The organism is Solidesulfovibrio magneticus RS-1, assembly GCF_000010665.1.
In the GTDB taxonomy this organism is placed as follows: Bacteria; Desulfobacterota; Desulfovibrionia; order Desulfovibrionales; family Desulfovibrionaceae; genus Solidesulfovibrio; species Solidesulfovibrio magneticus.
In genome coordinates, this window is the sequence record NC_012796.1 from 1,880,898 (window position 1) to 1,904,731 (window position 23,834).

The window sequence follows — 23,834 nt, forward strand, 5'->3', positions numbered from 1 at the left end:
GGGCCTGAGGCCCCCAGACCCCCCACTTGGGAAAATGGGGAATCAGCTCCGCGAGCGGCGGGCCAGGCGGCCGGCGCGCAGGCGGTCGAAGAGGCTGGCCGGCGACAGCCGCCGCCGCAGGGCCGACGGGCCATGGTCGCGCCGCCACAGGCGCAAGAACCAGGCTCCCCACAGCACCAGACAGGCGTTGTACTGCAGCCACAACAAAAACAGCACCGCCCCGCCCAGGGAACCGTATACGAGTTCGTAGCGCCCGCCATGGGCCACGAACTGCCCGAAAGCCGCCGTCACCGCCCAGGCCGCGACGGCCAGCAAGGCCGACACGCCGGCGATGGCCCGAAGCGGCCGCCGCCCCGGCAAAAACAGCAGATAGGCGGCGGCGAACATGCCGGTCAGGCAGAGAACGCCCCAGGCCGCCGACCACTGGCGCGCCAGACTCCCGCGCGGCTCCAGGCGCGGCAGATAGGCCAGATACAGGGCCGCCGTCAGCGCTCCCAAGAACAAGACGCCGGCAATCGCCCCCCAGGCCGTGCTCATCAATCGCGCGGCCAGGGGCGGCCGTTGTTCCGGGGCCGCCTCGCCAAGAGGCCGGCGTAGCGCCCGGCGAAACGCGCCCAGAAACAGCCACGACGACCACAGCACAAACACCGCGCTTTCCAGGGAAAACCCCGGCGAGGCCCACAGCAGCCGCCTGGCCCGGGAGACCAGCAGTTCGTCGATATACGGCGTGAGGATGGCGAGCTGGCGGCGTAGGGCCATTTGGCCGGTCCAGTCCTCGCCCGACACCGCCCCGCACAGGGCCAGCATGGCAAAAAGCAGCGGCACCGAAGAGAGCAGCGCGTAAAAGGCTAGGGCGGCGGCCTGGGTCGGCCCGCCCGAGCGGAAAAAGGCGGCCGTGGCCTTGACGGACAAGCGTCCGACCTCCCGCAGCCAGGCGGTAACATCACGTCGCCGCAACCGGGTCAGGATCAAGGCTTCGCGCCTCCGGCCAGCCAGGCGGTCCAGCCCAGGGGCGCGCCGCCGGGATTGGCCCGGGCGTATTCGTAAAACCGGCGCAGAAATTCCAGGCGCTGCCGGGCCAGGGCGTCGCGGCCCGGGGCGCTGCCGTCGCTGGTCTTGGCCAGATCCGAGCCGCCCAGGGCCTTTTGGCGGGCGATGATGTCCTCGAAAGCCACGCTAGGAGCGTTTCGCAGCATGTCGACCAGGGTCATGAAGGTGGTGGTGCGTCCGGCCCCGCCCCGGCAGTGGAAATGCAGCCAGACGTCCGGGGGCAGGCTGCGGGAGAATCGCACGAACCGTTCGACCACGGCGTCGTCGGGCCGGGTATGGTCGGACACGGCCAGGCGCAGATAGCCCAGGCCCAGGGACGCGGCGGCCTGGGCTTCGCTGACGGCGGGTAGCGGGCCGAGGGTCAGGGGGGTGGGGCCACCGCGCCTGGCTTCCCGGGCCACGACGATGTCCGGCCGCTCATCGATGGCGGCCAGGAGGGCGGCTTCGGCCTCGGCCACGAAAGCAGCGTCGCGGCCCGGGTTGCCCTGGTTGTCGGGCAGCCGCCAGGACACGGCATTACCGCCGAGAAAACCGTGGGATTCCCGGCGCAGATCGACGATGACGGCGCGCGGCGGAAATTGTTCGCGCATAAGGGCCAGCCCGGCCAGGGAGAACTGGCTGCTGCCGGAGACGCGCAGCCCGTTTAAGCCCTCCCGTGAGGGGACGGCAGCCCCGTCCGACGCGGTCAGGGGGAAAAAACAGGTGCGAAACCGATGGGGCAGGGCGCTGGCGGCAGGGGCGTCCAGGGTCAAAACCCCGACGTCCGGTCCGGGTTCGGCCGAGGCGGCAGCGCTCGGACCGGCCAGGAACAGGGCCAACACCACGGCCAGCAGCCCGGCCAGGGGCCAGGGCGCCGCAAGGCGCGGCCGAGCGGACCGGCGAAGCCGGCGGCACGACGGCGGCAGGGCGGACATGGCTTCCTCCTGTTACTGGGCCAGCCCCAGGGCGCTGCGGACTTCGGCCCGGGCGGCGGCGTACTGCTGCTGGAATTCCGGGCTGTTGAACAGGAAGGCGGCGATGACCGTGCCGGTGATGCGGCCGGCGGCCACGTCGCTGGGATAGTGGACGCCGCCGATCTCCCGGTTGAAGCGGTACTGCTCGGCCCGGGCCGCCAGGGCTTGGGCCTTTTCCGGGACCATGTTGGCCAGGATGATGCCCATCAAGGTGCCGTAGGTGGAATGGCCGCTGGGGTAGGAGGCGTTGCCGGGCTTGGGCACGCAGGGATCGATTTGCGAACTAGCGGCATAGGGTCGGGGGCGGTCCCAGTGCTTCTTGGCGTTGCCGAGAATGGCGTCGCCGTTTTCCTTGACCGCCTTGAAAAAGGCCGCCGCCACGGGTAGCTTTTCAGCCGTGAACTGGGGGCCGACCACATCGGTGAAGCGGAAAACCTCGCGGGCGGCGTCGGCCTGGGCAAAGGCCACCATGTCCGGGGTGCGGTCCTTTTGCAGTTGCAGGAGCAGGGCGATCTCGTCGCGCTGCTCGGCCGAGTCCATGGCCGGCGGCGGCGGCAGCAGCCGGGCCAGATCGACTTGCTGCGGGCTGACGAACTGCGTTTCGGACCAGGCCAGCTGCGGCAGCGACAGCAGCAGGACCAGCAGGAGCAGGCGGAACCGGGCAAGCATGGCGGACCTCCTTGGGTTGACGGGCATGGGGCCGGCCGGGACGGCGCAGCCGGGGCTGGGCAAGTTATAGGGCCTTGGCCGGCGGCTGTCACGGCCGGGGCTGCAACCGGCTTGGGCTTTGGAGCGACTGACGGGCATCGGCGCGGGGGGTTGGGGGGATGGGAGTGTCCCTGGCCTGCGCCGGCCTGAAGCAGGACGATTGTGGAATGGATTCTGCATGATCGCCTGCATACAGGGAGGAATTGCCCATGTTCGCACCAAGTATCCATGTGGAATGCGTGAGTTTTTTTGAACCGTCCAAGGGGGAATGGCGGGAGGAGCGCGTCAAGGGTCTGGCGGAAGAGGAGTCTTCGCGCTGCCCGGACGACGAGGATGAGGACTTTCTTTCCTTCTGCCGCCGCTCGCTGCTGTAATTGCCGGCCAGCCTTGATGGGGCCGATGCGAAACAGGCAGCGGCGTTACGGGGGGGAGAAGTTATTTCTCGAAACAACCATATTTTTTGAGGCGAATCCCAGCCGAGCCACGATGACGGCGCAATATTTGCTTGCTTTCGAGAACCGGGCCGACGCGTTGTTTGCCGCGCGGCCGGTCCCGGCCAGAAACTCGGAGGCTTCATGAAACGCCTGCTGTGCATCCTGGCTTTGCTGGCCTTTGCCTTCACGGCCGCCGGCTGCCCGCCGCCGCGCCGGCCCCTGCCGCCGCCCGGTCCGGGAGCCTATCAGCCCGGCCCCTACCACCCCGCGCCCGGTCCCGGAGGATACCCGCCCGGCCCCGGTCAGGCACCGTATCAACCCGGCCCCGGCCCTTACGGCCATCCAGGCGGTTATCCGCCCGCGCCTTAAGCTTTTGAACGCAACAACGCCGGCTCCTCGAAAGGGGCCGGCGTTTTGTTTTCCACCCGGGCGTGGCCTTTCTACTTCACGCCGATGGGCGCGCCGGAAGCAAACGCCGGCTCATGCAGCGGCAGCAGGATGTGGGCCGCCTTCTTGACGCGGACCATGATGTCGTAGGCCGCGTAAGGATTGACGCAGGTGCCGGGCGGGATGACGTCCATCTCTCGGGCCGTTACGGCCTTGGGCGGAAAGAAATTCTCGTTGATGACGCAAAAGCCGGTGATGACGGCCTGGCCGGCCGGGGTGTCCACAAAGACCGACATGCCGCCTTCGGTGTGGGCCGGGGTGTGGACCATGCGCAGGCCGGGCAGGATCTCCGTGTCGCCGGTGATCGCCTGCATCTGGCCGGAATCGATGACGTCTTCCACGTATTCGGCGTTGTAGCGAAAGTCCAGGGGATGCGGGTCGCTCACGTGGGCCAGCTCCCGTTCATGGGCGTAGATGACCGCGTTTTCCAGATAGGCGTCGTTTTCGCAGTGGTCGTTGTGCAGGTGGGTGTGGATGACCACGTCGATGTCGGCAGGGGTCAGACCGTACTGGGCCAGGCCCGATTCCAGGGTGTGGATTGTGCCGCCAAGGGCCGCCTCGCGGGCGGCGGACTGCACCGGGCGTATCTCGCCGGTGTCCACCAGCACCTTCTTGCCGCCGCCTTCCAGATACCAGCCGTAGATGGGGATGGTGTAAGGCGTGCCGTAGTCGAACTGGTAGGTCATCATGCCCTTGTCGAATTCCTTGGAGCCAAGGACAATGGGATGGATCACGTACTTGCCCACAGTAAATAAACCTCCGCTGCGCGCGCAAAAGTTCCCCGGGACGTGCGGCATCCCGGCGCGTCAGTCGACCGCCCGCGGCAAAGGTAAGCAGTCGGCGGCGACGCGGCAAGGGGGAGGCGCCCGGCGGCGAGTTGACGGCGGCGGCAAAGACGGACACAACGCCCATGGCGATGCGCGCCGCCAGACGCCCCAACAGGCGGGCGATTTGAAGCGCTCCACTTGAAAATGCAGCCGTATTTTCAAGAAAATGTCTTGGAATTTTGGCCGTTGCCGACAAATGAACCGGTAGGCTTTTCGAGCGCGCGTCTAGTGTCGCGTCCCTTAAAAAATATGAGAGTATTTTTTAAGAAAAATAAATGGTTTTAGCTTGTTGACTACAAAACACCATATGCGCTTTTCGCGGACGCGACACTAGCCGCGACGGCGCGCCCGCCAGGCCTTGCCGCCTGGTGCGTTTCTCCGCGCGATATGGCGGTCCGCGCCCGCAAACCGACGCCCACACGTTCAGGTGACCCCTCTATGATGTATTCCATTCAGATTTTGCGGATCATCGGCATGTTGATGATCGTCTATATCCATGTCGGCGTCTACATGACGCTGGTGAACAACGTCGGCGATTCCCTCTTTCACGTCATCCCCGACGCGTACATGTGCAAGGCCTTCATCTTTTTCAGCATCTCCGGCTTTATCATGGCCTTTCTCATCGACATCGGCTACCGCAACTTTCTGGTGCGGCGCATCCTGCGCGTCTATCCGACCTTCCTCATCGCCTGCGGCCTGGCCATCGCCTTGCGCTATCTGCTTTTTGACCAGCTGCCGGGCAAGGACATGTTCCTGGCCATGACGCTTTTGCCCGTAGGCTTCGTGGATTATCCCCTCAAGATCGAATGGACGCTGATTTACGAAGTCTGCTATTATCTCATCATCACGCCCTTTGCTTTCCCCAAGACGCGACGCTACTTCGTGCCGTTTCTCTTTGTCTGGCTCGGCGTCATTTGCATCGCCTACTACGCTTCGGGCATCACGGCCTTTTACGTGCTGCCGCCCTGGAAGCGGCTGTTCGTCTCCTATGTCAACATCTACTTCATCACCGGGGCCCTGGCCTACCACGCCGCCAAGCGCCTGCGGTTCGACTGGTGGCCGGCCTATGTCCTGGCCATCCTGGCCAGCGCCGCCGTCACCGTGGCCACTTCGGACGCCTGGAAGCTTGAACCCTACAACATGAAACAGTTGGCCACCTGGAGCCTGTGCACCGCCGTGACGCTGGTTTCCCTGGTCAAGCTTGAAAACCATTTCCAGGCCCCCTGGGTGAAGGCCATCGGCCAGTGGGGCGACTACGCCTACGCCGTCTACCTGACCCACGCCCTGGTGGTTGGGGTCTTTTTCTCCTGGCTGGTCTACCGGTACGGCTGGCAGCTCGACAACCGGGCGGCGTTTCTTGCCGTGGGCCTGATTCTCGTCGTGGGCTATGGCCTGGGCCGGCTCGACGCCGCCGTGCACGGCTATTTCAAGCGGAAATTCGCCTGATGCTCTCCGGCGGGAAGGTCAGATGCCGCATTACTTCGTTTCGGATGGCCTCTGGGCTGCGGTTCTCGTGACGCTGGGCGGCGGGAAGGCGTGATGTCCGACAATCTTGCGCCGTATGTCCTAGATGATGCGGTTTTCGTGACGCCGTGCGGTGGGACGAGCTGATGCCGGCTTCCCGTTCGTTTTTCGACCGGGCGGCTAACGTGGCGCTGATTGCCGCCACGGTGTTGGCCCTGGGCTGGGCCGGTCGTGAGGTGGCCGTTGATCTTCGGCTCACCCGCCTTCAGGAACAGGCGGCCCGGCGTGTGCCGCATTTTCCCGACGCGGCCTCGCGCACGGCGTTTACTGACGCCGCCGGCCGCGACAAGGCCCTGTGCGCGGCGTTTCTTGGCCGCAAGCCCCTGGTCGTCCTGACCATCGGCCAATCCAACATCGCCAATTCGGCTCTGGGGCAGTTCACCCCCAGCCACCGCCTCGGAAACTATTTCGAGGGATCGTGCTATATCGCGGCCAATCCGCTTCTCGGCACGTCGGGCGAGCGGGCGGCGGCGGTGCTTGATTTAGCCGACGCGGCCCTGGATGCGGGACTCTACGACAGCGCGCTTGTCGTGCCGCTGGCGGTGCAGGGTTCGTCGGTGTGGAACTGGGCGCGGCACGGCGACTTGCGGCCCATGCTCGAAAGCGCCCTGCGCCGCCTGAACGGGCTGGGGATCAAGCCCAATCTTGTCCTCTACCATCAGGGCGAGGCCGATTGTCTGGTGGGGATGGAAGGGAGGCTTTATGCCGAGGCCCTGGACAATATCATCGGTGATTTGCGGCGCATGGGCGTTGCCGCGCCGGTGGTGGTCTCGCAAGTCAGCCGCTTCAAGGCGTTGGACTGCCCGGACGCCGATCCCGGGGCTTGTTCGCGCATCTGTCCGGACATCCGCCAGGCCCAGGCCGGGGCGGCCGACGCCTCGCGCGGCGTCTTCGCCGGCCCGGACACGGACATGGCCGTAGCCGAGCGGTTCGACGGCTACCACATGACCGACGACGGCCGCCGCCGCTTCGCCGCCATGCTGCTGGAAACCGTGCGCGCCCTGCCCCAAACGCCCTAGCGTCGCGTCCTCGAAAAGCGCCTCGGACATTCCGCAGACAACAGACGAAAACCACTTATTTTCTTAAAAAATACTCTCGTATTTTTTAAGGGGCGCGACACGAGCTCTCCCCCGGCGAAGCCACCCCCTTTCCCCATTCGGGGGGTCCGGGGGCCTCAGGCCCCCAGCCGCCGGAGGCATCTTCCTCTTTATTTTCTTCGTCTTATCATCTTCCTACGAACAAAATCGGTAAGCATCCGGGCTTCCTCGACGCGTAGCAGCGAGGCCACGCTCATGTAGGCTATGGCCCACAGGATGATGAGGATGAGCGAGAGGTAGGGGCGGTCGGCCGTGGCGTGGGCGCCGAAGCCGACGCCGATGCTTAAGATTGTGCCGATGAAGGTGGTGCGGCCCAGGCGCAGCCAGCCGGGGCCGAGCTTTTTGCGCAGGACCAGGCCCAGGGCGGCGATGTTGACCCAGGACGAGATGGAGGTGGCCAGGGCCAATCCGACATGGCCGGTAGGTCCCATGAGGGCCAGGCCGGCGATGACGTAGACCACCAGGCACACGGCGGCCACGATGGCCGGGGTGCGGGTGTCGGACAGGGCGAAATAGGCGGAATACAGCGGCCGCACGCAGGCAAAGGCGGGCAGGCCCACGCCGTAGGCCACCAGCGCCCCGGCGGTGGCGGCGATGGCTGCCTCGCCAAAGGCTCCGCGTCCGAAAAGCACCCGCACCATGGGATCGGCCAGGGCAATGAGCCCGGCGGCGGCCGGCAGGCAGATGAAAAGGGTCAGGCGCAGCGAGGCGTTTAGGGTATCGACGAATTCCCCGGTCTTGCCGGCCGAGGCGAGCTTGGCCAGCCCGGGCAGGGCCACCGTGCCCACGGCCACGCCGAAGACGCCCAGGGGAAATTGCACCAGCCGGTCGGCGTAGTAGAGGTACGAGATGGAGCCGGTGGGCAGGTAGGAGGCGAGAAGCGTCCCCAGCACGATGTTGAGCTGGTAGACCGCCGCGCCAAAGGCCGTGGGCAGCATGAGCAGGCCCATGCGCAGCACGCCCTTGTCGCGAAGGGACCATGGACCGCGCCAGGTAAAGCCGAACTTCCGCAGTTGCGGCAGCTGCATGTAGACCTGCCCGATACCGCCGATGACCACGCTCCAGGCCAGGGTGTAGGCCGGATCGAAGCCGAACAGCCAGGCCACGCCCGCGCCGAGGATGATGATGGTGTTGAGTTCGGATGTGGCCAGGGCCGGAGCCAGGAAATGGCCGAAGGAATTGAGCACGCCCATGCACAAGGCCACGGCGGAAATCTCGATGATGTAGGGGAAGACGATGCGCGTGAGATCCACGGTCAGATCAAACAGCGCCGGATCGTCGGCAAAGCCCGGGGTGATGAGTTTGGTGAGCGGCCGGGCGAAGACAATTGCCAACGTGGTCAGGACGCCGAGGATGATGAGCAGCCAGACCATGGCCGAACGCGGCATGGAAAAGGCCTTTTCGTCGCCCACCTCCTCGCGCAGCTTTTGAAAGACCGGCACAAAGGCCATGGTCATGGAACCTTCGGCGAAAAGCCGGCGCATCATGTTGGGCAGGCGATAGGCTACGTAAAAGGCGTCGGCGGCAATGCCGGCCCCCAGCACGTAGGCCAGGATCATATCCCGGAAAAACCCGAGTATCCTCGACAACAAGGTCGCGCCCCCGACAATAGAGGCATCCTTGGCAATCTGTCTGACGTGTTGCGACATACTATTTTGTGGGGAGGAAACCCCTTTTTGAAAAAAGGGGTTTCCTCCCCACGCCCCTCCTTCCCCAAAAACTTTTAACGGTGGGGTTTCACCGTGTGTGGCTTCTCTCTTGGACTTCCTGGCTGTGGGGGCGTTTTTCGCGGCCGGCAGGGTCTTCCCTGCCGGCCGCGAAAAACGCCCCCATAATCAGGGGGTCCGGGGGGGATGATCCCCCCCGGGAAAGTATTACTTTTGACACTTCCTGCAATAGGTGGACGTGCGGCCGGCGATTTTGGCGTGGGTCAGCGGCGCGGCGCAGGCCGGGCAGGGGTCGCCGGATTTGCCGTAGACCTGGAAATGGTTCTGGAAGCCGCCTTCCACGCCGTCCGGGGTGCGGTAGTCGCGGATGGTGCTGCCGCCGGCGGCGATGGCCGCCGCGATGACGTTTTGGACGGCTTTGAGGAGGCGTTGCCGTTGGGCCGGGGTCAGGTCCTTGGCCGGCGTGTCGGGCCGGATGCGGGCGGCGAAGAGCGATTCGTCGGCGTAGATGTTGCCGATGCCGGCGATGACGGTCTGATCGAGCAGCGCCGCCTTGATGCGGGTGGACTTGCGGCCAAGGGCCTCCTCGAAGGCTTGCGGCGTCATGTCCCAGGGTTCGGGGCCAAGGGACGCGTGGAAATCCCAGGCGCTCAGGGCCTCGGGGGTGAGCACCCGGGCCGTGCCGAAGCGGCGCAGGTCGGCAAAGACCAGGGTGTTGCCGTCGGAGAGCCGGACGAGCAACCGGGCGCGGTCGGGATCGGGAGCGCCCGGCGGCGCGATGTGGAAACGGCCGGTCATCTTGAGATGAAAGGCCAGGACGGCCGGGCCGTCGCCCGGGACCTGGGGGCGCGGGCCGAGGGTGAGCAGCAGCAGCTTGGCCCGGCGGCCGACGGATTGGATGGTCCGGCCTACGGCCATGGCGGCGAAATCGGCCCGGCGTTTGGGGCCGGCCAGCACCTTGGCGTCCGGGACGTCGACGCCGACGATGACGCGGCCGACAAGGCCCGGAGCCAGGGCTCGTGCGATGGTTTCGACTTCGGGAAGTTCGGGCATGGCGGATGCGCCTACGGGCGGTTCAGGCCGCCGGCCGGGCGGCGCGACGGACGGTTTGCCGGAGAGGCAGGCCCGGTGGTGTTGCGGCGGTACGACGGCGGCATGGCGCTACTTGGCGGCGGGCAGGGCGATGGGGATGTCGATGGTCAGGGTTTCCCCGGCCCGGAAGACGGTAAGCGACAGCGTTTTGCCGTCCTTGACGGCCTCGATGGCGGCCTTGTGGAGCACGGATAGGTTGTCGGCCGGGTGGCCGCCGGCGGCGACGACGGCGTCGCCGGGCAGGAGTCCCGCCTTGGCGGCCGGGGAACCGGGGGCCACGGCGGTGACCAGCGGCAGGGTGGCGGGGTTGCCGGGGGCGGGCTGGTCCTGGGTCAGGGTCATGCCGAGCCGGCTTTTCTGGGCGGCCGGGCAGGCGAAGAAGTAGGGCGCGGCTTCGGCGTCCGGGGCCTCGCCGCCGCGCCAGGGCATGACCAGAACGACCTTGGCCGAGGGATCAAGCACGGCCAGGCGGCGGGCGATGCCCCAGCCGTTGGCCACATGCCCGGCTCCGGCGACCACGGCCACGGGCCGGCCGGACACGGCTCGGGCATAGAGCGCCCGGGCGGCCATCTGGGTGTCCCACAGGGACTGCACGGTAACGAAATTTTCAAAGGGATCGCGGACCGGCGCGGCGTCCCGGGGGGCCGGCTTGGCGGAGGCTTTGGCCTTGGCGCTGGACGTGGCGGCGCTCTTGGCGGTCGGCGGCGCGGCGGCGTCGCCCGATGCGGCCTTGGCCTGGGCAGCCGTCGCGGTCTTGGGCAGGCTTTCGGGTTTGGCGGCCGGCTTGGCGTTCGCCTGCTCAGGCTTGGCGGTTTCCTGGGGCGCGGCCTTGCGCATGGCCCCGTGCTGGGCGAACAGTTCGCGCAGTTCTTCCACCTGGGCCTGGGCCGGGGGCAGGATGGTTCCGGGGAGGCTGGCGCGTTCGGCCGGGGTCAGGGCGTCCAGGCCCTGGCGGCCGACCTTGCGGGCCAGGCCCTTGGGGGCGTTTAGGGCGTAGACCGGGAGCTTGTACTCCCGGGCAGCCTGAAAGATGGGGGCGTAGAGTTCGAAATCAAAGCCCCAGGTGGTTTTCCAGTCGAGCCTGGCCGGCAGTTCGGCCAGGGGGAGCGTGCCGGCATTGAAGGCGTCGAGGACGCCTTGATAATCGGCCGGGACCATTTCCAGGCCGATGGCCGGGAAAACGCCGGCGGCGGCCAGCCGGCGGATGACGGCGGCCTGGGCCTGATGGTCGCAGGGGTTGGGGTGTTCCTCGCCCAGCAACAGATAGTCGGCTCCGGCCAGTTCGGCGGCAAAGGCGGCCGGGGCCAGGGCCGCGCCCGTGGCGTCGACCAGACTCTCGGGGGCGACCGGGGGCATGCCCGGGGCGCGTTTCACGCAGCCCGCGCCGATAACGGCCAGACCAAGCAGGCCGGCCAGGAGAAAAGCCCCCAGGGCGCGGGAGGTTCCCGCGCCCCTGGGGGCCGTAGGCTCGAACGGAAAGTGGACTGGCATGGTTATGCCGGGCGACGCATGGACGCGCCTAGTCCCACTTGCGCTTGTCTTCGATGGGCCGGATCTGGGGCGGCAGGGTGCCGGGGGCGACCACGGTGAGCGCCGGGCGCAGCTTGATCTTCTCCCGGAACTTGTGGAGCAGATCTTCCTCGCGCTTGAAGTTGGAGGCTTCGATGACCAGGGTCATCTCGTCGATGCCGCCGGGGTTGGTGACCTCGATCTGCCAGCGCTTGATCTCCTCGAAGCGGGTGATGACCTGCTCGACCTGGTGCGGGTAGACGAACATGCCCTTGATGCGGGCGGTGGTGTCCACGCGGCCGACGATGGAGCCCAGGCGCGGCGAGGTGCGCCCGCAGGGACAGGGCGCGCGCTCGATGTAGGACAGGTCGCCGGTGGCCAGGCGGATCAGCGGATAGGTCTTGTTAAAGGCCGTGACCACGATTTCGCCGACTTCACCGTCCTTGAGCGGGATGCCGGTGTCGGGATGGCAGATCTCGACAAAGGCGCGGTTGGCAATGTGCAGGCCGGTTTTGTGGAAGCATTCGTAGCCGATGCAGCCCACGTCGGCGGTGCCGTAGCCCTGGCGCATGATGATGTCGAATTTCTTCTCCAGATTGGCGCGCAGCTTTTCGGAGAATTTTTCGCCGGTGACGAAGGCCACCTCCATGTAGAGGTCCTTGCGCAGGTTAAGCCCCATCTCCTCGCCCTTCTGGGCCAGGTGCATGAGGTAGCTCGGGGTGCCGACGTAGCCGGTGGCCCGCAGCTTCTGCATGATCTCCAACTGGGTGGCGGAGTTGCCCGGGCCGGCGGGAACCACGGCGCAGCCGAGGTTTTTAAGCGGCTCCTCAAACATGAGACCGGCCGGGGTGAGATGGTAATTGAAGGTCACCTGGACCAGATCGCCGGAGCGGAAGCCGCAGGCGTAAAAGCCCTCGGTCCAGCCCCAGTAATCGTCCTCGCGGTCCTCGGGATCGAAGATCGGTCCGGGGGACAGAAAAATACGCCGCAGTTCGCCCATGTCCTTGGTCAAAAGCCCGCCGAGCCTCGGCCCCATGGACTGCAGGAAGATGAGTTCCTTCTTCTTCAGGATGGGGATGTGCTTGAGGTCGGTGAGGGTCTTGAACTTCGAAGCCTGGAACTGGGCTCGGTCGAAGCGCTTCTTGACGTCTTCGGAGTAGCGGTAAGCATAGGAAAGCAGATCCTTGATCTGGATCTGGTAGTATTGGCGGCGTTCCGATTCGTCGAGCACTTCCCGGCGGGAATAGATGCCTTCTGTGCGATCCTTGCGCGTCATGCCGGGTCTCCTTTGGCGCGAAATCCCGTGATGGGAAAAAGAGAATTTCTTTAGACCGATCTTTTGGAAAAATCAAGCCGCCCGGAAGGGCCTTCCGGCCAGGGCCCGCTGGACCACGGCCAGCAGCTCAAACCGGGTGACGGGCTTGGCGATGTAGTCGGTCATACCGGCCAAAAGTCCCTGGCGGCGGTCTTCGGGCGTGGCCGAGCCGGACAAGCCCACGACGGGGATGTCGGCGGCGGCGCCGGACTCGCCCCGGCGGATGCGGCGAGTGGATTCCAGGCCGCACAGGCCCGGCATGGTGACGTCCATCAGCACCATATCCACGGGCCGGCTGCCCAGAATGTCGAACAGGCCCTCGCAGGAATCCACGGAAATGGGCACGTAGCCCCGGTCTTCCAGGATGCGGCGCACCAGAAGCTGGGCCACGGGGTCGTCCTCGGCGTGGACAATGACCGCGCCGCCGCCGCCGGTGGGGTGAGCGGTCTCGTTCGTGGTCGGGGTTGGGCATTCGACGCAGGGCCGTCGCAATTCGGCGGTGAAGGTGAACGTGCTGCCCTGGCCGAGCTCGCTTTCCACCCGCAGCCGGCCGCCCATTTTTTCCACGATGTCCCGGGCTATGCCCAGGCCCAGGCCGGCCTGGGCGTAGCGTTTGCCCAGAAACGGCTCGCCGATGGCGAAATGGTCGAAGATGGCTTCCTGGCGGTCCGGGGCGATGCCGATGCCGGTGTCGCGCACGGTAAAAAGCAGTTTGGCGGCGTCGGAACGGGCACTTTGGGTCGGGGCCATGGTCACGGCCACGTCCAGGCCGCCGTGTTCGGTATATTTGAGCGCGTTGTGGATGAGATTGAGCAGCACCTGGCGCAGCCGCTGGGGGTCGCCCACGAGCTGGACCGGCACGTCGTCGGCCACGGCGGCCTGAAAGGCCAGCCCCCGCGAGGCCGCGTCCTCGGCGCACATGGCGAAAAGCTCGGACAACATCCGGCGCGGCTCAAAGAGTTCCTCGGCCAGCACCAGCCGGCCCGAGGCGATGCCGTTTAAGTCGAGCAGGGCGTTAATGACGCCCAGGAGCTGGTTGGAGGCGTTCATGGCCAGTTCGAGGAACTGGCGACGACGGCCGTCTCCCTCGCTTTGGAGAAGCAGGCTCAACATGCCCATGATGCCGTTTAGGGGCGTGCGCAGTTCATGGCTCATGTTGGCCAGGAACTGTTCCTTGGCCGCGCCGGCCCGGGCGGCCGAGCCGGCGAAGGCGGCGAACTCGCGGTAGAAATGCTCAATGAGGCCGCGGCGCTGGGGCAGCAGGCAGGGCAGGACGTGCAAGGCGGCGTCGGCGGCCCGGCTGCGGCCGAAAAGCGCCTGACGGTCGGCCGGGTTGGTGAAATAGGGACCCACGATCAGTTCCCCCGGCCGACCGTCGCGCAGGACCAGGGGAAAGCGCTCCACGGCCAGTCCCAGGGGGCAGACGGATTTTCGCGTATGGGCCTCGTCCAGGGGCAGGTCCGGGGCCAGCCAGGGACATGGTCCGCGCTCGGGGAATTCCCGGTGCAAAATGGCATGGGCTTCGGCCCCGGGGTCGGGCCATACAGGCATCCCGGGATTGGTGTTGACGGCAACCGGAACGCCCAGAAGCCCGGTTAAGGGATCAAGCAGCCGCTTGAGCGAACGGGGCGCTTCGGCGCTTGGCACATCTTTTACCATGCTAGAAGTCTTAGCCGCTTCCTCCGGGCCGGTCAATCGGCCGCGTCGGGATTGTCGTCTCCCTGGCCGCTCTCGTCAGGAAAGCCGGATGGGCCGGCGTCCATGGATTCGGGGAAGTCGGCCGGCGGCGGGGGCGGGCAGACGTCGCGGCCGCCGTGGCGGGCAAAGACCAGAAAACCGGTGTGGGCCACCATGCGGTCCTCTGGCCGAAGACGCTCGGGCACGGGCTTGTAGCGCCGCACCAGGATCTCAAGCACCTCCACGTCCTCGAAGGGCGAGTCTTCCAAAGCCCAGAGCAGTTCGCTGATCTGGTTGGTGGTGGGCAGGAGAAACCCCACCGGCGCGCCCGGCCGCACTACCGCCGCTGCCTGGGGCAGGTAGTCCCAGGGCGTGCGCACGTCGAGAAACAGCGCGTCGGCGTCGGTGGGGTCGCTGGCCGGGTCGCCCTTGACCACGGAGTCGGGGTAGAAGCCCTCGGCGATGTCGTGGTTATGGCGTGACACGCGGTGGGACAGGCCCACGGCGTCGAGGTTTTCGCCGGAGAGGGCATAGAATTCGGGTCGTTTTTCAAAGGTGTAGACCCGGCCCGTATCGCCCACGTGCCAGGCCAGGGCCGTGGTGAGGCCGCCCGAGCCGCTGCCTGACTCCACCACGCGGATGCCCGGACCGATGCCGAGCTTTAAGATCACGTAGCCGATTTCTTTGGGATACATGATCTGGGTGGAGCGCTTGACGCCCTTGATGAGATCGTGGGTGGTGGGCCGCAGGATGCGAAAGACGTGGCCGATGTGGGTGGCCACCGCGCCGCCGCTGCCGGCCCGGGCCACTTCGCTGAACCGGATCATGCCTTCCTGGGTGTGCAGCACCGTGTCCTGGTCGAAACGCCGCAGATATCGCTTGCCCTTGGGAGAGACCAGAAGTATCAAATCGCCCTGTTTCACGCTGTCACCCCGGGTTGTTTGTTGGGTCGAGGCCCTTGACCATGGCGGGGCGCGCCTGTCAAGTGTGCGAGACGGCAAAAAGGAGCGCGCCACGGAACCTTTACGGCATGTTTTTGGCCCGGTCGGCTCAGGGAGGCTCGGCGTTTCGCTGGGCCTGGATCTGCTTGGCGCGCGCATTTGCTCGTTTGATTGCCTCTACTGCGAGGCCGGCGTCACCGAGGCCCTGACCACCGCGCGCAAGCCCTATGTTCCGGCCCGCCGCCTGCTGGACGAACTGGCCGCCTGGAAGGCGGCCGGCCATGCCCCGCCCGATGTCGTGACCCTGGGCGGGCTTGGCGAACCGTGTCTGAACAGCGAACTCGGGGCCGTCATTGCCGGGGCCAAGGAATTGTTTCCGGACTTGCCCGTGGCCGTGCTGACCAATTCGAGCCTGATGGCCGATCCAGACGTGCGTCTTGAACTCGCCCAGGCCGATATCGTGCTGCCGTCCATGGACACGCTGGTCCCGGCCGAGTACCATCGCCTGAACCGTCCCCACGCCGCCGTGGGCCTTACGGCCATCCGTCAGGGCCTGCTCGATTTTCGAGCCGCCTACGACGGCAAGATCTTTCTCGAAGTGCTGCTTTTGGCCGGGATAAACGATTCGGTTGAAAACAGCGAGCTTTTGCAGGGCTTTTGCCGGGAACTCGCGCCGGACCGGGTGGATGTGGTCACCCTGTCGCGCCCCGGAGCCCATCCGGGCTGCCAGGCCGCTTCGGCCGAGGCCCTGGCCCGGTTTAGGGCCGCCCTGGGCGGCTTCGCCCAGGATGCCGCCGCGCCGCGTCGGGCCGAGGGCCATGGCCCCGCCGCCCTGGCCGGGCCGCAGCTCGAAGCCCTGGCCGGGCGCATCGCCGCCTCGGTGGCCAGACGCCCCCAGACCGAGGCCGGTCTGGCCGCGGGTCTTGACGTGCCCGCCGCCCATGTCCGGCTGGCCCTGGCCGCCCTTGTCCGGGCCAAGGCCGTGCGCGAGCGGCGCGAAGGCGACGCGGTTTTTTATTCCGGCCTGGCCGGATAAACAAAATTTTGCCTGGGCAAGCCTGCCCAGGCAGGGAGTTTCATGGAAATGAGCAGAGGGAAGAAACGCAAGCAGAAAATGTTCATCAGCGTGCTGCCCGGCGAACAGGTCGAGGTGGCCGTGGCCGAGGACGGTCAGCTGCTGGAATATTACGTCGAGATGGTCCATCAGGCCAAAACGCGGGGCCACATCTACAAAGGCAAGATCCACAACATCGATCCCGCCTTGCAGGCCGCGTTCATCAATTACGGGGCCGAGCGCAACGGCTTTTTGCAGATCGACGAGGTACACCCCGAGTACTACCAGATCGTGCAGGCCGGCGGCGACCGCCGTCCCAAGTATCCGCCCATCCAGAAGGCGCTGAAAAAAAATCAGGAGCTCCTTGTCCAGGTCGTCAAGGAACCCACGGGCCACAAGGGGGCGTTTCTCACCACCTATCTGTCCCTGCCGGGCCGCTATTTCGTGCTGACCCCGGGCCGGGAGCAGCGGGGCGTGTCGCGCAAGATCGAGGACGAGGCCGAACGCAAGCGCCTCAAGGAAGTCATTTCCGGCCTCAAGCTCGACGAGGGCCTGGGCCTTATTGTCCGCACCGCCGCCTTGTCCCAGTCCAAGACGTCGCTGGAGCGCGATCTTTCGTATCTCAAGCGCCTGTGGAAGGAAGTGCGCCAACGCGGCACCACGGCCGAGACGCCAAGCCTCATTTATCAGGAACTCGACCTGTCCTCCCGGGCCGTGCGCGATTACCTGACCGACGACGTGGGCGAAATCTGGGTGGACGAACCCGAGACGGCCAAGCGCGTGTCGGAAATGGCCACCCTGGTCTATCCGCGCCGTCCGGGCATCGTCAAACAGCATCCCGACGTGGACGTGCCCTTGTGGGACCGCTTCAACCTGCGCAAGCAGATCGAGCAGCTCTATGGCCGCGAGGTCACCTTGCCCAGCGGCGGCGTGCTGGTCTTTGACCACGCCGAGGCGCTCACCGCCGTGGACATCAACTCCGGCAAGATCGGCGGCGAATCGAATTTCCGCGAGATGGCGCTCAAGACCAACATCGAGGCCTCCGAGGAAGTGGCGCGTCAGTTGCGGCTGCGCGACATCGGCGGCCAGGTGGTCATCGATTTCATTGAGATGAAGGACCGAAAGCACGTGGCCGAGGTGGAAAAGACCCTGCGCGCCGCCTTTAAAAACGACCGCGCCCGTACCGACGTCGGCCGCATTTCGCGCTTTGGCCTGCTCGAAATCGTGCGCCAGCGCCTGGGATCCTCAGCCCTGTCCATCACTTCCGAGCCCTGCCCGTGCTGCAACGGCTCGGGCCAGCGGCGCAACCACGAGTGGCAGGCGCTGACGGTGCTGAAAGACATCTACCGCCAGCTGCGCAAGGATTCGAGCCAGGAGACGGTGACGGCCAAGGTCTCCGAGGAACTGTCCCGCTATCTCCTCAACCATAAGCGCGCCCGACTCTCGGCCATGGAAGAGGAGTTCAAGAAAAAGATCGTCATAAACGCCCTGTGACGCCATGGCCGGCCGGGTCCTGCTCCATATCTGTTGCGGCCCGTGCGCCATCGCGCCGCTAGCGCGTCTGACCGAGGCCGGCCTGGAGGTTGTCGGGCTTTTCGCCAACGACAACATCCAGCCGGCTGCCGAATGGCTGCGCCGCCGCGACGGCGCGGCCCAGGTCGCGGCCCGGTTCGGCGTTGGCCTGCGCGTTGACGCCTACGATCCCCTGCCTCACATGCGCCGCTCCCTGGCTGATCCGGCCGGGCGCTGTCGTCCTTGCTGGGAAGAACGCCTGGCCCGGGCGGCCGTTGTTGCCCGTGAGCAAGGCTGCGACGCCTTCACCAGTTCGCTGTTGTACAGCCGCTACCAGGATCACGCCGCCATCGCCGCCCTGGGGCGGGCAGCCGGCGAGGCGGCCGGCGTGGCCTTTCATTACGCCGACTACCGCACCCACTGGGACGAGGGCGTGGCCCTGTCCAAGGACTGGGGCGTCTATCGCCAGCCGTACTGCGGCTGCGTGCTCAGCGAACTCGACCGCTACGCCAAGAAGCTGCGCCGTCCGCCGGTCATCGACGGTTAATGTCGCGTCTCTTAAAAAATACAACTGTATTTTTAAGGAAAACCAAAGGTTTTCGTCTGCTGTCTGTGGCGTGATCCATGTGCTATACTTGGACGCGACACTAAGCCGTACCACGGCGGCTCCCGCCGGGGCATGGCCATGATCTCCTGCGCCCATCCGGGGCGAGCGCCGGCTCCGCCTAGGATTTCTCGGCTCACCGCTGTTTTCACGACATGCCGACACATTTCTCCTCCGTCATCAAGCGTTTTTGCCGGGCTCGGCGTGGTCGTCGGCCGTTGTTCCCCTGGCCGCGAGGGCTTATAAGACCCCTTGCAGACGCGCCGCATTGATCCGGCTGGTTCCATTTTGTCTGGAACGATAAGCTCAAAAATCAATTACAAATGGACTCGTTGTCGAGCCTTCCACCCCGAGCCTTTGGAAAAAACATGCACCACGCCTTGCTTTTGGCCGTAGCCGCTGGCTTGGACCTGATTTTCGGCGATCCTCGCCAACTGCCGCATCCGGTACGGGCCATCGGCTGGTGCTACGCCCGACTGGACGCCCTGGCCGACCGGCTTGGCCAGCGCAGCCGGCTTTTCGGCGCGCTGTCTGTGGTCGCCGTGGCCGGCGGCAGCGCCTTGATTGTGGCGGTGGCTGGCGCGCTGCCCGTCGTGGGCACGGTGTTGGCCGTCTATTTCGCCTATGCCGGCTTGGCCCTGGGCAGCCTTTTGGCCGAAGGACGACGGGCGGCACGCTTCTTGATTGCCGGGGATACGGAAGCTGCCCGCATGGCCGTTGGCGGGCTGGTCAGCCGCGACGTGGCCGGCCTGGACGCCCCGGAGTTGTGGCGAGCTCTGGCCGAGTCCGTGGCGGAGAACGCCAACGACGGATTTGTGGCCCCCTTTTTCTGGCTGGCCATCACCGGTCCGGCCGGACTGTGGGCCTACAAGGCGGTGTCCACGGCCGACTCCATGTGGGGCTACCGCACCCCGCGCCACGAGCGGCTCGGCTGGTTCGGGGCCCGGGCCGACGACGTCCTGGCCTGGCTGCCGGCCCGGCTGACCGTGGCCGCCCTGTGGCTGGCGGCGCGGCTCATGGGCGCGGGGAGGAGCGTTCGCCTGGGCGACATCGCCAGGGACGCGGCCACAAGCGGCAGCCCCAACGCCGGCTGGCCCATGGCTGCTGCGGCCTGGCTATGCGGCGGCAGCATGGGCGGCCAGACGCGCTACCATGGAGTGCTGGTCGATAAGCCACGGCTGGGGCCATCGGACCGTCCTTGGGATGCGGCCCGTTACGAATTGCTGAGCGCCATGGTATTGTTTGCGGGGTGTATTGTTGCAGTGGGAACAGTTGCCTTGTGTAGCATAGGGGTGTGGTCTTTTGTGTGATTGTTGCCGTCGAGATGAGTCGTCTGATCTTTATTTGTCCAGTCTGTAATATCGATGGCGGCACAAAAAAATGATTTTTTGTTGACGAGATTCTATTTTTGGTGGTAGGTGATAAAGTACGATTTTTTCAGGAGGGCAGACTCATGGCTTTTGAAGGTACCGTCAAGTGGTTTAGTGACAAAAAAGGCTATGGATTCATCATGCGCGAAGGCGAAGATGATGTCTTTGTCCATTACTCTTCCATTGAAGGGGATGGCTTCCGCACGCTTCGCGAAGGTGAGCAAGTAACGTTTGAGATTCTTCAGGGCGAACGTGGCCCCAAAGCCTCTAACGTGGTGCGTCCCGCCTAGCTGCATTGTCCCATTGCACAAGACAAAGCCCCCGTCGGACCTCTCCGGCGGGGGCTTTGTGACGTTTGTGCGCCAAAAGGGGCGGCGTGTTACGCGCCCAGAGCCTTGGAACGGTCCCGGGAGGCCACTGCGGCGTCGATGATGGCCGCCCGCACCGCCTGGCGGTCCAGGTGCATGAGCGCCTCGATAGTGGTGCCGGCCGGCGAAGTCACCATTTCGCGCAGGATGCTCGGATGGATGTTCGTCTCCGCCGCCAGCTTGGACGTGCCGGCGAAAAGGCCGATGACGATGTCGGTGGCTTTGTCGCGAGGAAAGCCCATGAGCACGCCGGACTCGATCAGCGCCTCCATGAAGTGGAGCACGTAGGCCGGGCCGGAGCCGGCAAGCCCCGTGAAGGCGTCGAAGAACTTCTCTTCCAGCACATAGGTGCGTCCCAGGGCGGCGAAAAGCGTCTCGACAAAGGCCTTGCGTTCGGCGTCCAGGGCCGGATCGTCCAGGCACAGGGCGAACTGGCCCGCGCCGACCAGGGCCGGGGTGTTGGGCATCACCCGCACCACCGGACACTTGCCGGCCGAGAGTTCACGCAGCTTCTCCACAGTGACCCCGGCCACGATGGACACGAGCACCGTTTCCGGACCAAGGGCCGGGGCCAGTTCGGCCATGGCCGCGGCCAGATACTGCGGCTTGACGCACAGGATCAGATAGTCGCTGCCGGCCGCCAGATCTTCGGGAGTCGCGGCTGGCTTGGCCAGCTTGTCGGCGGCCAGGGCCGCCACCTTGGCGGCGTCCACGTCGTAGGCCAGGGCCGAGACGTCGGGAACGGCGGCCAGACCTTTGATGATGGCCGCGCCCATGTTGCCCGCGCCGAGAAATCCGATGACGGCGGCCATGGCCCTAGCCCACCATTTCCAGGGCGCTGAAGAAGTAGCCGGTCTCGACGGCGGCCGTCTCCGGAGCGTCGGAGCCGTGGACCGAGTTCTTCTCGATGTCCAGGGCGTAGCATTTGCGGATGGTGCCTTCCTCGGCGTTGGCCGGGTTGGTGGCGCCCATGAGCTTGCGGTACTTGGCGATGGCGTCGTCGCCTTCCAGGATGGACACGACCACCGGGCCGGAGGTCATGAAATCGACCAGGCTGCGGAAAAACGGACGTTCCTTATGCACGGCGTAAAAGCCCTCGGCCTCGGCGGTGGACAGCTGGATCATCTTCATGGCCACGACCTTAAGCCCGGAGTCCTGGATCATTTTGAGGATGGCGCCGGACAGATTGCGCTCAACGGCGTCGGGTTTGATGATGGAAAGCGTGCGTTCCATGGATGTGCTCCTTGATGGTTTTAGCTTCGGGACAAAGCCCGGCGTGCGGCCCTTACCGCGAATCCGTCGCCAAGGCAAATGCCGCGAGCGGGGAGAGGCAGGAAGGGAGGGGGATGCCTCCGGCGGCTGGGGGCCTGAGGCCCCCAGACCCCCCAACTGGAGAAAGGTTTAAAGGGGTTTTGACGAGGATGGGCTGAGGCCCGGCCCCCCGGTTATTTATCGATGAAGAGCGGCAGGGGAGTTATACGCGGCCGGCGATGGCGCGCAGCACGGCTTCCCGGTCCACCATGCCGCGAAGCTTGCCGTCGTCGTCGGTGACCACCAGGCGCTTCACGCCGTGGACGATCATTTTTTGCAATACGTCGGTCAGCGCCGCGTCCTCGGCCACGCTGTAGACCGTGGTTTGCATGGCCTCACCCGCCGTGCCCACCGGACAAACGCCGGCGGCCTCGTCGTCCTTTTTCCCGAAAAGCGCCTGCAGGATGCCCGGACGCTTGGACGGGCCGCAACGGGCCAGCAGATCGCCGTCGTGGACGATGCCGGCCACCTTGCCGGCGGCGTCCAGGACCACCACCCGCCGCAGCGGCGAAGCCACCAATCGGGACGCCACGTCAAGCAGCGATTCGTCGGGCCGGGCCGTGGGCACGTCGGTGATGAGCACGTCCCGGGCTTGCTGCATGAGCCCGGCCGTGAAACGCGGCATGGCCTCGGTCGCCCCGACCGGCACCTTGGCCGCTGCCCGTAAAATATCCGTACGGCTGACGATGCCGATCAGCTCCCCAGCCTCGTCCACCACCGGCAACCGCTTGAGGCCCTTTTTTACCATGCGCTCGGACGCTTCCCGCAGGCTCGTGCGCTCGCCGATGGTCTCGGCCGGCGCGGTCATGACTTCCTTGACGGTGTGCCCGGACAGGGCCGCCGCCGCCTCTTCCCGGGCGTCGGCCGGCAACAGCCCGAACAGCGACAACCGGGCCGACAGCCCGCCGCGCGTGAGCAGATCGCCGCCCGTGACCACGCCCAGAACCTTGCGCCCGGCGTCCACCACCGGCACGGCCTTGACGTGGCGGGCCACCAGCAGGTCCACCACCTCGCCAAGGTCCGTGTCCGGCCCCACCGAGGCCACGTCCGCCGCCATGACGTCGCGCACCCGCACTGGACACCGGAACAGGGCCGCCATGCGCTGGCGCGTCACCACGCCGCCCTTGGCAAGCTTTTCGATTCGGGGCAGCAAGGCGTCGATGCGCTCGGGCCGGTCGGCGATCTCCACCACCATGGGCAAATCTTCCGACAACCGCAAAATTTTCGCCGTATGCACCAGACTGCCGGCTCCAAAGCCCAGCACGCCGCGAAACACCGTGGCCCCGGCCGCCCCGTGCCGCCGGGCTTCCTCCACCACCAGCTCATAAGCCGGCCGGCCGTCCACCCGATCCGACTCGCCGCAGTACACCCGCACCAAATCGATTTCCATCCAGTCCGACATAGATGCTCCATGGTAAGCAAGCGGGCTCTGCCCGCGCCCGCCGGGGGGGGATAATCCCCCCCGGACCCCCTTGCCTGGGTGGGCTGTCGCGACGCGGGAAGCCCGCGTCGCGACAGCCCACCCAATCAACGGAATCCAGAGGCCATGATCACGCCGACGACGTTAAAATACGTGTTCTTTCTCCACCACTTCGGCCCCGCTTCGGGGCCGAGGGCCGGTTGGGGTCGGGATTTTGGCCGGGAATAACGGCGCGCCAGCGCCGAGATTCCCGGCCAAAATCCCGACCCCATCTTCGCGAAGCGCCGTCACCCACCGTCTGCCCCCTCACCCGCCTGCCAACCCAGGCTGGGGGTCCGGGGGGCTAAGCCCCCCGGCGGGTGCGGGCAGAGCCCGCTCTTCCTCTTGCTCTCCCTCGTCCGCTCTCCCGCCACCACGCCTTTCTTACCACTCCCACTACCATGCCCATCCCACCCGTCCTGTCCCAGCTATATCAGCCTTCCCAGCGCCAGGCCGGCGAACAGGGCGGCGAAGCCGAGGATGGTCTGGAAGCCGAGGTTGGCGAGAAGGGCGAGGTAGCGGTGGTCTTCGAGCAGGCCGCCGCTTTCGAAGATGAAGGTGGAGAAGGTGGTGAACGCGCCCATGAAGCCGGTGAGCAGCACGGCGCGCGCTTCGGTGCGCAGCAACATGCGTTCCGCGCCGGCTTCCCAGACCAGGCCGAAGAGGAAGCAGCCGAGGATATTGACCACGGCCGTGCCCCAGGGGAAATCCCGGCCCAGGACGTCGTAGACCAGTCCCGAGAGCCAGTAGCGGGCCAGGGTGCCGGCGGCTCCGGCCAGGGCGATAAATCCCAGTTTTTCGAGCATGTCGCCACTCCGGGGGCGGGCGGCGGGGGTACGCGCGTCCGGGTGATTTCGTGTTTTTTCTTACGCCTGGGCGCAAAAAGCGTAAAGGGCGCGGTTGACGAAACCAATC

General features: G+C 66.0%; 23 protein-coding genes. 9 read left to right on the forward strand and 14 right to left on the reverse strand.

The window, feature by feature from the left end; translation table 11 throughout:
• Window positions 1-42: 42 nt before the first annotated feature.
• Genes DMR_RS07895 through DMR_RS07905 form a run of 3 tightly spaced genes read right to left on the reverse strand, consistent with a single transcriptional unit; the run spans window position 43 to window position 2,672 of the window.
• Window positions 43-972, reverse strand: coding sequence for a YihY/virulence factor BrkB family protein (locus DMR_RS07895; protein ID WP_015860379.1), 930 nt, complete (start codon window positions 970-972; stop codon window positions 43-45).
• Entirely contained in the window at window positions 969-1,964 is a 996-nt protein-coding gene (locus DMR_RS07900) for a hypothetical protein (protein WP_015860380.1), read from the reverse strand. Before DMR_RS07900 ends, DMR_RS07895 begins: the two co-directional genes overlap by 4 nt.
• Window positions 1,965-1,976: 12 nt before the next feature.
• On the reverse strand, window positions 1,977-2,672 hold the full coding sequence (locus DMR_RS07905; protein WP_043600312.1) for an acid phosphatase: 696 nt from the start codon (window positions 2,670-2,672) through the stop codon (window positions 1,977-1,979).
• Between the two features lie 248 nt (window positions 2,673-2,920).
• On the opposite strand from DMR_RS07905, the gene DMR_RS25035 reads away from it, so the two are divergent.
• Both DMR_RS25035 and DMR_RS07915 read left to right on the forward strand, forming a co-directional pair.
• The gene (locus DMR_RS25035) at window positions 2,921-3,085 is read left to right on the forward strand and encodes a hypothetical protein (protein WP_173362475.1); all 165 of its coding nucleotides are present in this window, start codon (window positions 2,921-2,923) and stop codon (window positions 3,083-3,085) included.
• Between the two features lie 201 nt (window positions 3,086-3,286).
• Window positions 3,287-3,514 (forward strand): hypothetical protein, encoded by a 228-nt coding sequence (locus DMR_RS07915; protein WP_015860383.1) that lies wholly within the window; start codon window positions 3,287-3,289, stop codon window positions 3,512-3,514.
• Window positions 3,515-3,585: 71 nt separating this feature from the next.
• On the opposite strand, the gene DMR_RS07920 is transcribed toward DMR_RS07915, so the two are convergent.
• Entirely contained in the window at window positions 3,586-4,338 is a 753-nt protein-coding gene (locus DMR_RS07920) for an N-acyl homoserine lactonase family protein (RefSeq protein ID WP_015860384.1), read from the reverse strand.
• A 519-nt stretch (window positions 4,339-4,857) separates the two neighbouring features.
• On the opposite strand from DMR_RS07920, the gene DMR_RS07925 reads away from it, so the two are divergent.
• Window positions 4,858-5,865 carry an acyltransferase family protein gene (locus DMR_RS07925; protein WP_043600315.1) on the forward strand — a complete coding sequence of 336 codons (1,008 nt, stop codon included), beginning with the start codon at window positions 4,858-4,860 and terminating at the stop codon, window positions 5,863-5,865.
• Between the two features lie 164 nt (window positions 5,866-6,029).
• Complete coding sequence (locus DMR_RS07930; protein ID WP_015860386.1) at window positions 6,030-6,962, forward strand: sialate O-acetylesterase; 933 nt, start codon at window positions 6,030-6,032, stop codon at window positions 6,960-6,962.
• 188 nt (window positions 6,963-7,150) lie between these two features.
• Here the strand turns inward: DMR_RS07930 and murJ are convergent, their stop codons facing one another.
• The 6 genes from murJ to DMR_RS07960 form a co-directional block, all read right to left on the reverse strand.
• Entirely contained in the window at window positions 7,151-8,689 is a 1,539-nt protein-coding gene (murJ, locus tag DMR_RS07935) for a murein biosynthesis integral membrane protein MurJ (RefSeq protein WP_015860387.1), read from the reverse strand.
• 225 nt (window positions 8,690-8,914) lie between these two features.
• Entirely contained in the window at window positions 8,915-9,760 is an 846-nt protein-coding gene (gene mutM / locus DMR_RS07940; protein ID WP_015860389.1) for a bifunctional DNA-formamidopyrimidine glycosylase/DNA-(apurinic or apyrimidinic site) lyase, read from the reverse strand.
• Between the two features lie 108 nt (window positions 9,761-9,868).
• Window positions 9,869-11,290: a ChaN family lipoprotein gene (locus DMR_RS07945; protein ID WP_015860390.1), complete on the reverse strand. Its 1,422-nt coding sequence runs from the start codon at window positions 11,288-11,290 to the stop codon at window positions 9,869-9,871.
• A gap of 28 nt (window positions 11,291-11,318) precedes the next feature.
• Window positions 11,319-12,584 carry a phenylacetate--CoA ligase family protein gene (locus DMR_RS07950; protein WP_006921029.1) on the reverse strand — a complete coding sequence of 422 codons (1,266 nt, stop codon included), beginning with the start codon at window positions 12,582-12,584 and terminating at the stop codon, window positions 11,319-11,321.
• A 72-nt stretch (window positions 12,585-12,656) separates the two neighbouring features.
• The gene (locus DMR_RS07955; protein WP_015860391.1) at window positions 12,657-14,282 is read right to left on the reverse strand and encodes an ATP-binding protein; all 1,626 of its coding nucleotides are present in this window, start codon (window positions 14,280-14,282) and stop codon (window positions 12,657-12,659) included.
• Between the two features lie 32 nt (window positions 14,283-14,314).
• A complete protein-coding gene (locus tag DMR_RS07960; RefSeq protein WP_015860392.1) occupies window positions 14,315-15,223 on the reverse strand; it encodes a tRNA (adenine-N1)-methyltransferase in 909 nt (302 codons plus the stop codon).
• A 64-nt stretch (window positions 15,224-15,287) separates the two neighbouring features.
• On the opposite strand from DMR_RS07960, the gene DMR_RS07965 reads away from it, so the two are divergent.
• From DMR_RS07965 to DMR_RS23275, 5 genes are all read left to right on the forward strand, one after another.
• The gene (locus DMR_RS07965) at window positions 15,288-16,277 is read left to right on the forward strand and encodes a radical SAM protein (protein ID WP_015860393.1); all 990 of its coding nucleotides are present in this window, start codon (window positions 15,288-15,290) and stop codon (window positions 16,275-16,277) included.
• Between the two features lie 48 nt (window positions 16,278-16,325).
• On the forward strand, window positions 16,326-17,789 hold the full coding sequence (locus DMR_RS07970; RefSeq protein ID WP_015860394.1) for an Rne/Rng family ribonuclease: 1,464 nt from the start codon (window positions 16,326-16,328) through the stop codon (window positions 17,787-17,789).
• Between the two features lie 4 nt (window positions 17,790-17,793).
• Window positions 17,794-18,354, forward strand: coding sequence for an epoxyqueuosine reductase QueH (locus DMR_RS07975; protein WP_015860395.1), 561 nt, complete (start codon window positions 17,794-17,796; stop codon window positions 18,352-18,354).
• A 425-nt stretch (window positions 18,355-18,779) separates the two neighbouring features.
• Window positions 18,780-19,721: an adenosylcobinamide-phosphate synthase CbiB gene (gene cbiB / locus DMR_RS07980; RefSeq protein ID WP_015860396.1), complete on the forward strand. Its 942-nt coding sequence runs from the start codon at window positions 18,780-18,782 to the stop codon at window positions 19,719-19,721.
• Window positions 19,722-19,864: 143 nt separating this feature from the next.
• Window positions 19,865-20,071, forward strand: a complete 207-nt coding sequence (locus tag DMR_RS23275) for a cold shock domain-containing protein (RefSeq protein WP_043600316.1) — start codon at window positions 19,865-19,867, stop codon at window positions 20,069-20,071.
• A gap of 89 nt (window positions 20,072-20,160) precedes the next feature.
• On the opposite strand, the gene proC is transcribed toward DMR_RS23275, so the two are convergent.
• The 4 genes from proC to DMR_RS08005 form a co-directional block, all read right to left on the reverse strand.
• Window positions 20,161-20,961 carry a pyrroline-5-carboxylate reductase gene (gene proC / locus DMR_RS07990; RefSeq protein WP_015860397.1) on the reverse strand — a complete coding sequence of 267 codons (801 nt, stop codon included), beginning with the start codon at window positions 20,959-20,961 and terminating at the stop codon, window positions 20,161-20,163.
• 4 nt (window positions 20,962-20,965) lie between these two features.
• Window positions 20,966-21,382: a nucleoside-diphosphate kinase gene (ndk, locus tag DMR_RS07995; RefSeq protein WP_006921020.1), complete on the reverse strand. Its 417-nt coding sequence runs from the start codon at window positions 21,380-21,382 to the stop codon at window positions 20,966-20,968.
• Between the two features lie 241 nt (window positions 21,383-21,623).
• Window positions 21,624-22,862 (reverse strand): DUF190 domain-containing protein, encoded by a 1,239-nt coding sequence (locus DMR_RS08000; RefSeq protein ID WP_015860398.1) that lies wholly within the window; start codon window positions 22,860-22,862, stop codon window positions 21,624-21,626.
• 485 nt (window positions 22,863-23,347) lie between these two features.
• Window positions 23,348-23,725 carry a fluoride efflux transporter FluC gene (locus DMR_RS08005; protein ID WP_015860399.1) on the reverse strand — a complete coding sequence of 126 codons (378 nt, stop codon included), beginning with the start codon at window positions 23,723-23,725 and terminating at the stop codon, window positions 23,348-23,350.
• Window positions 23,726-23,834: the final 109 nt, after the last annotated feature.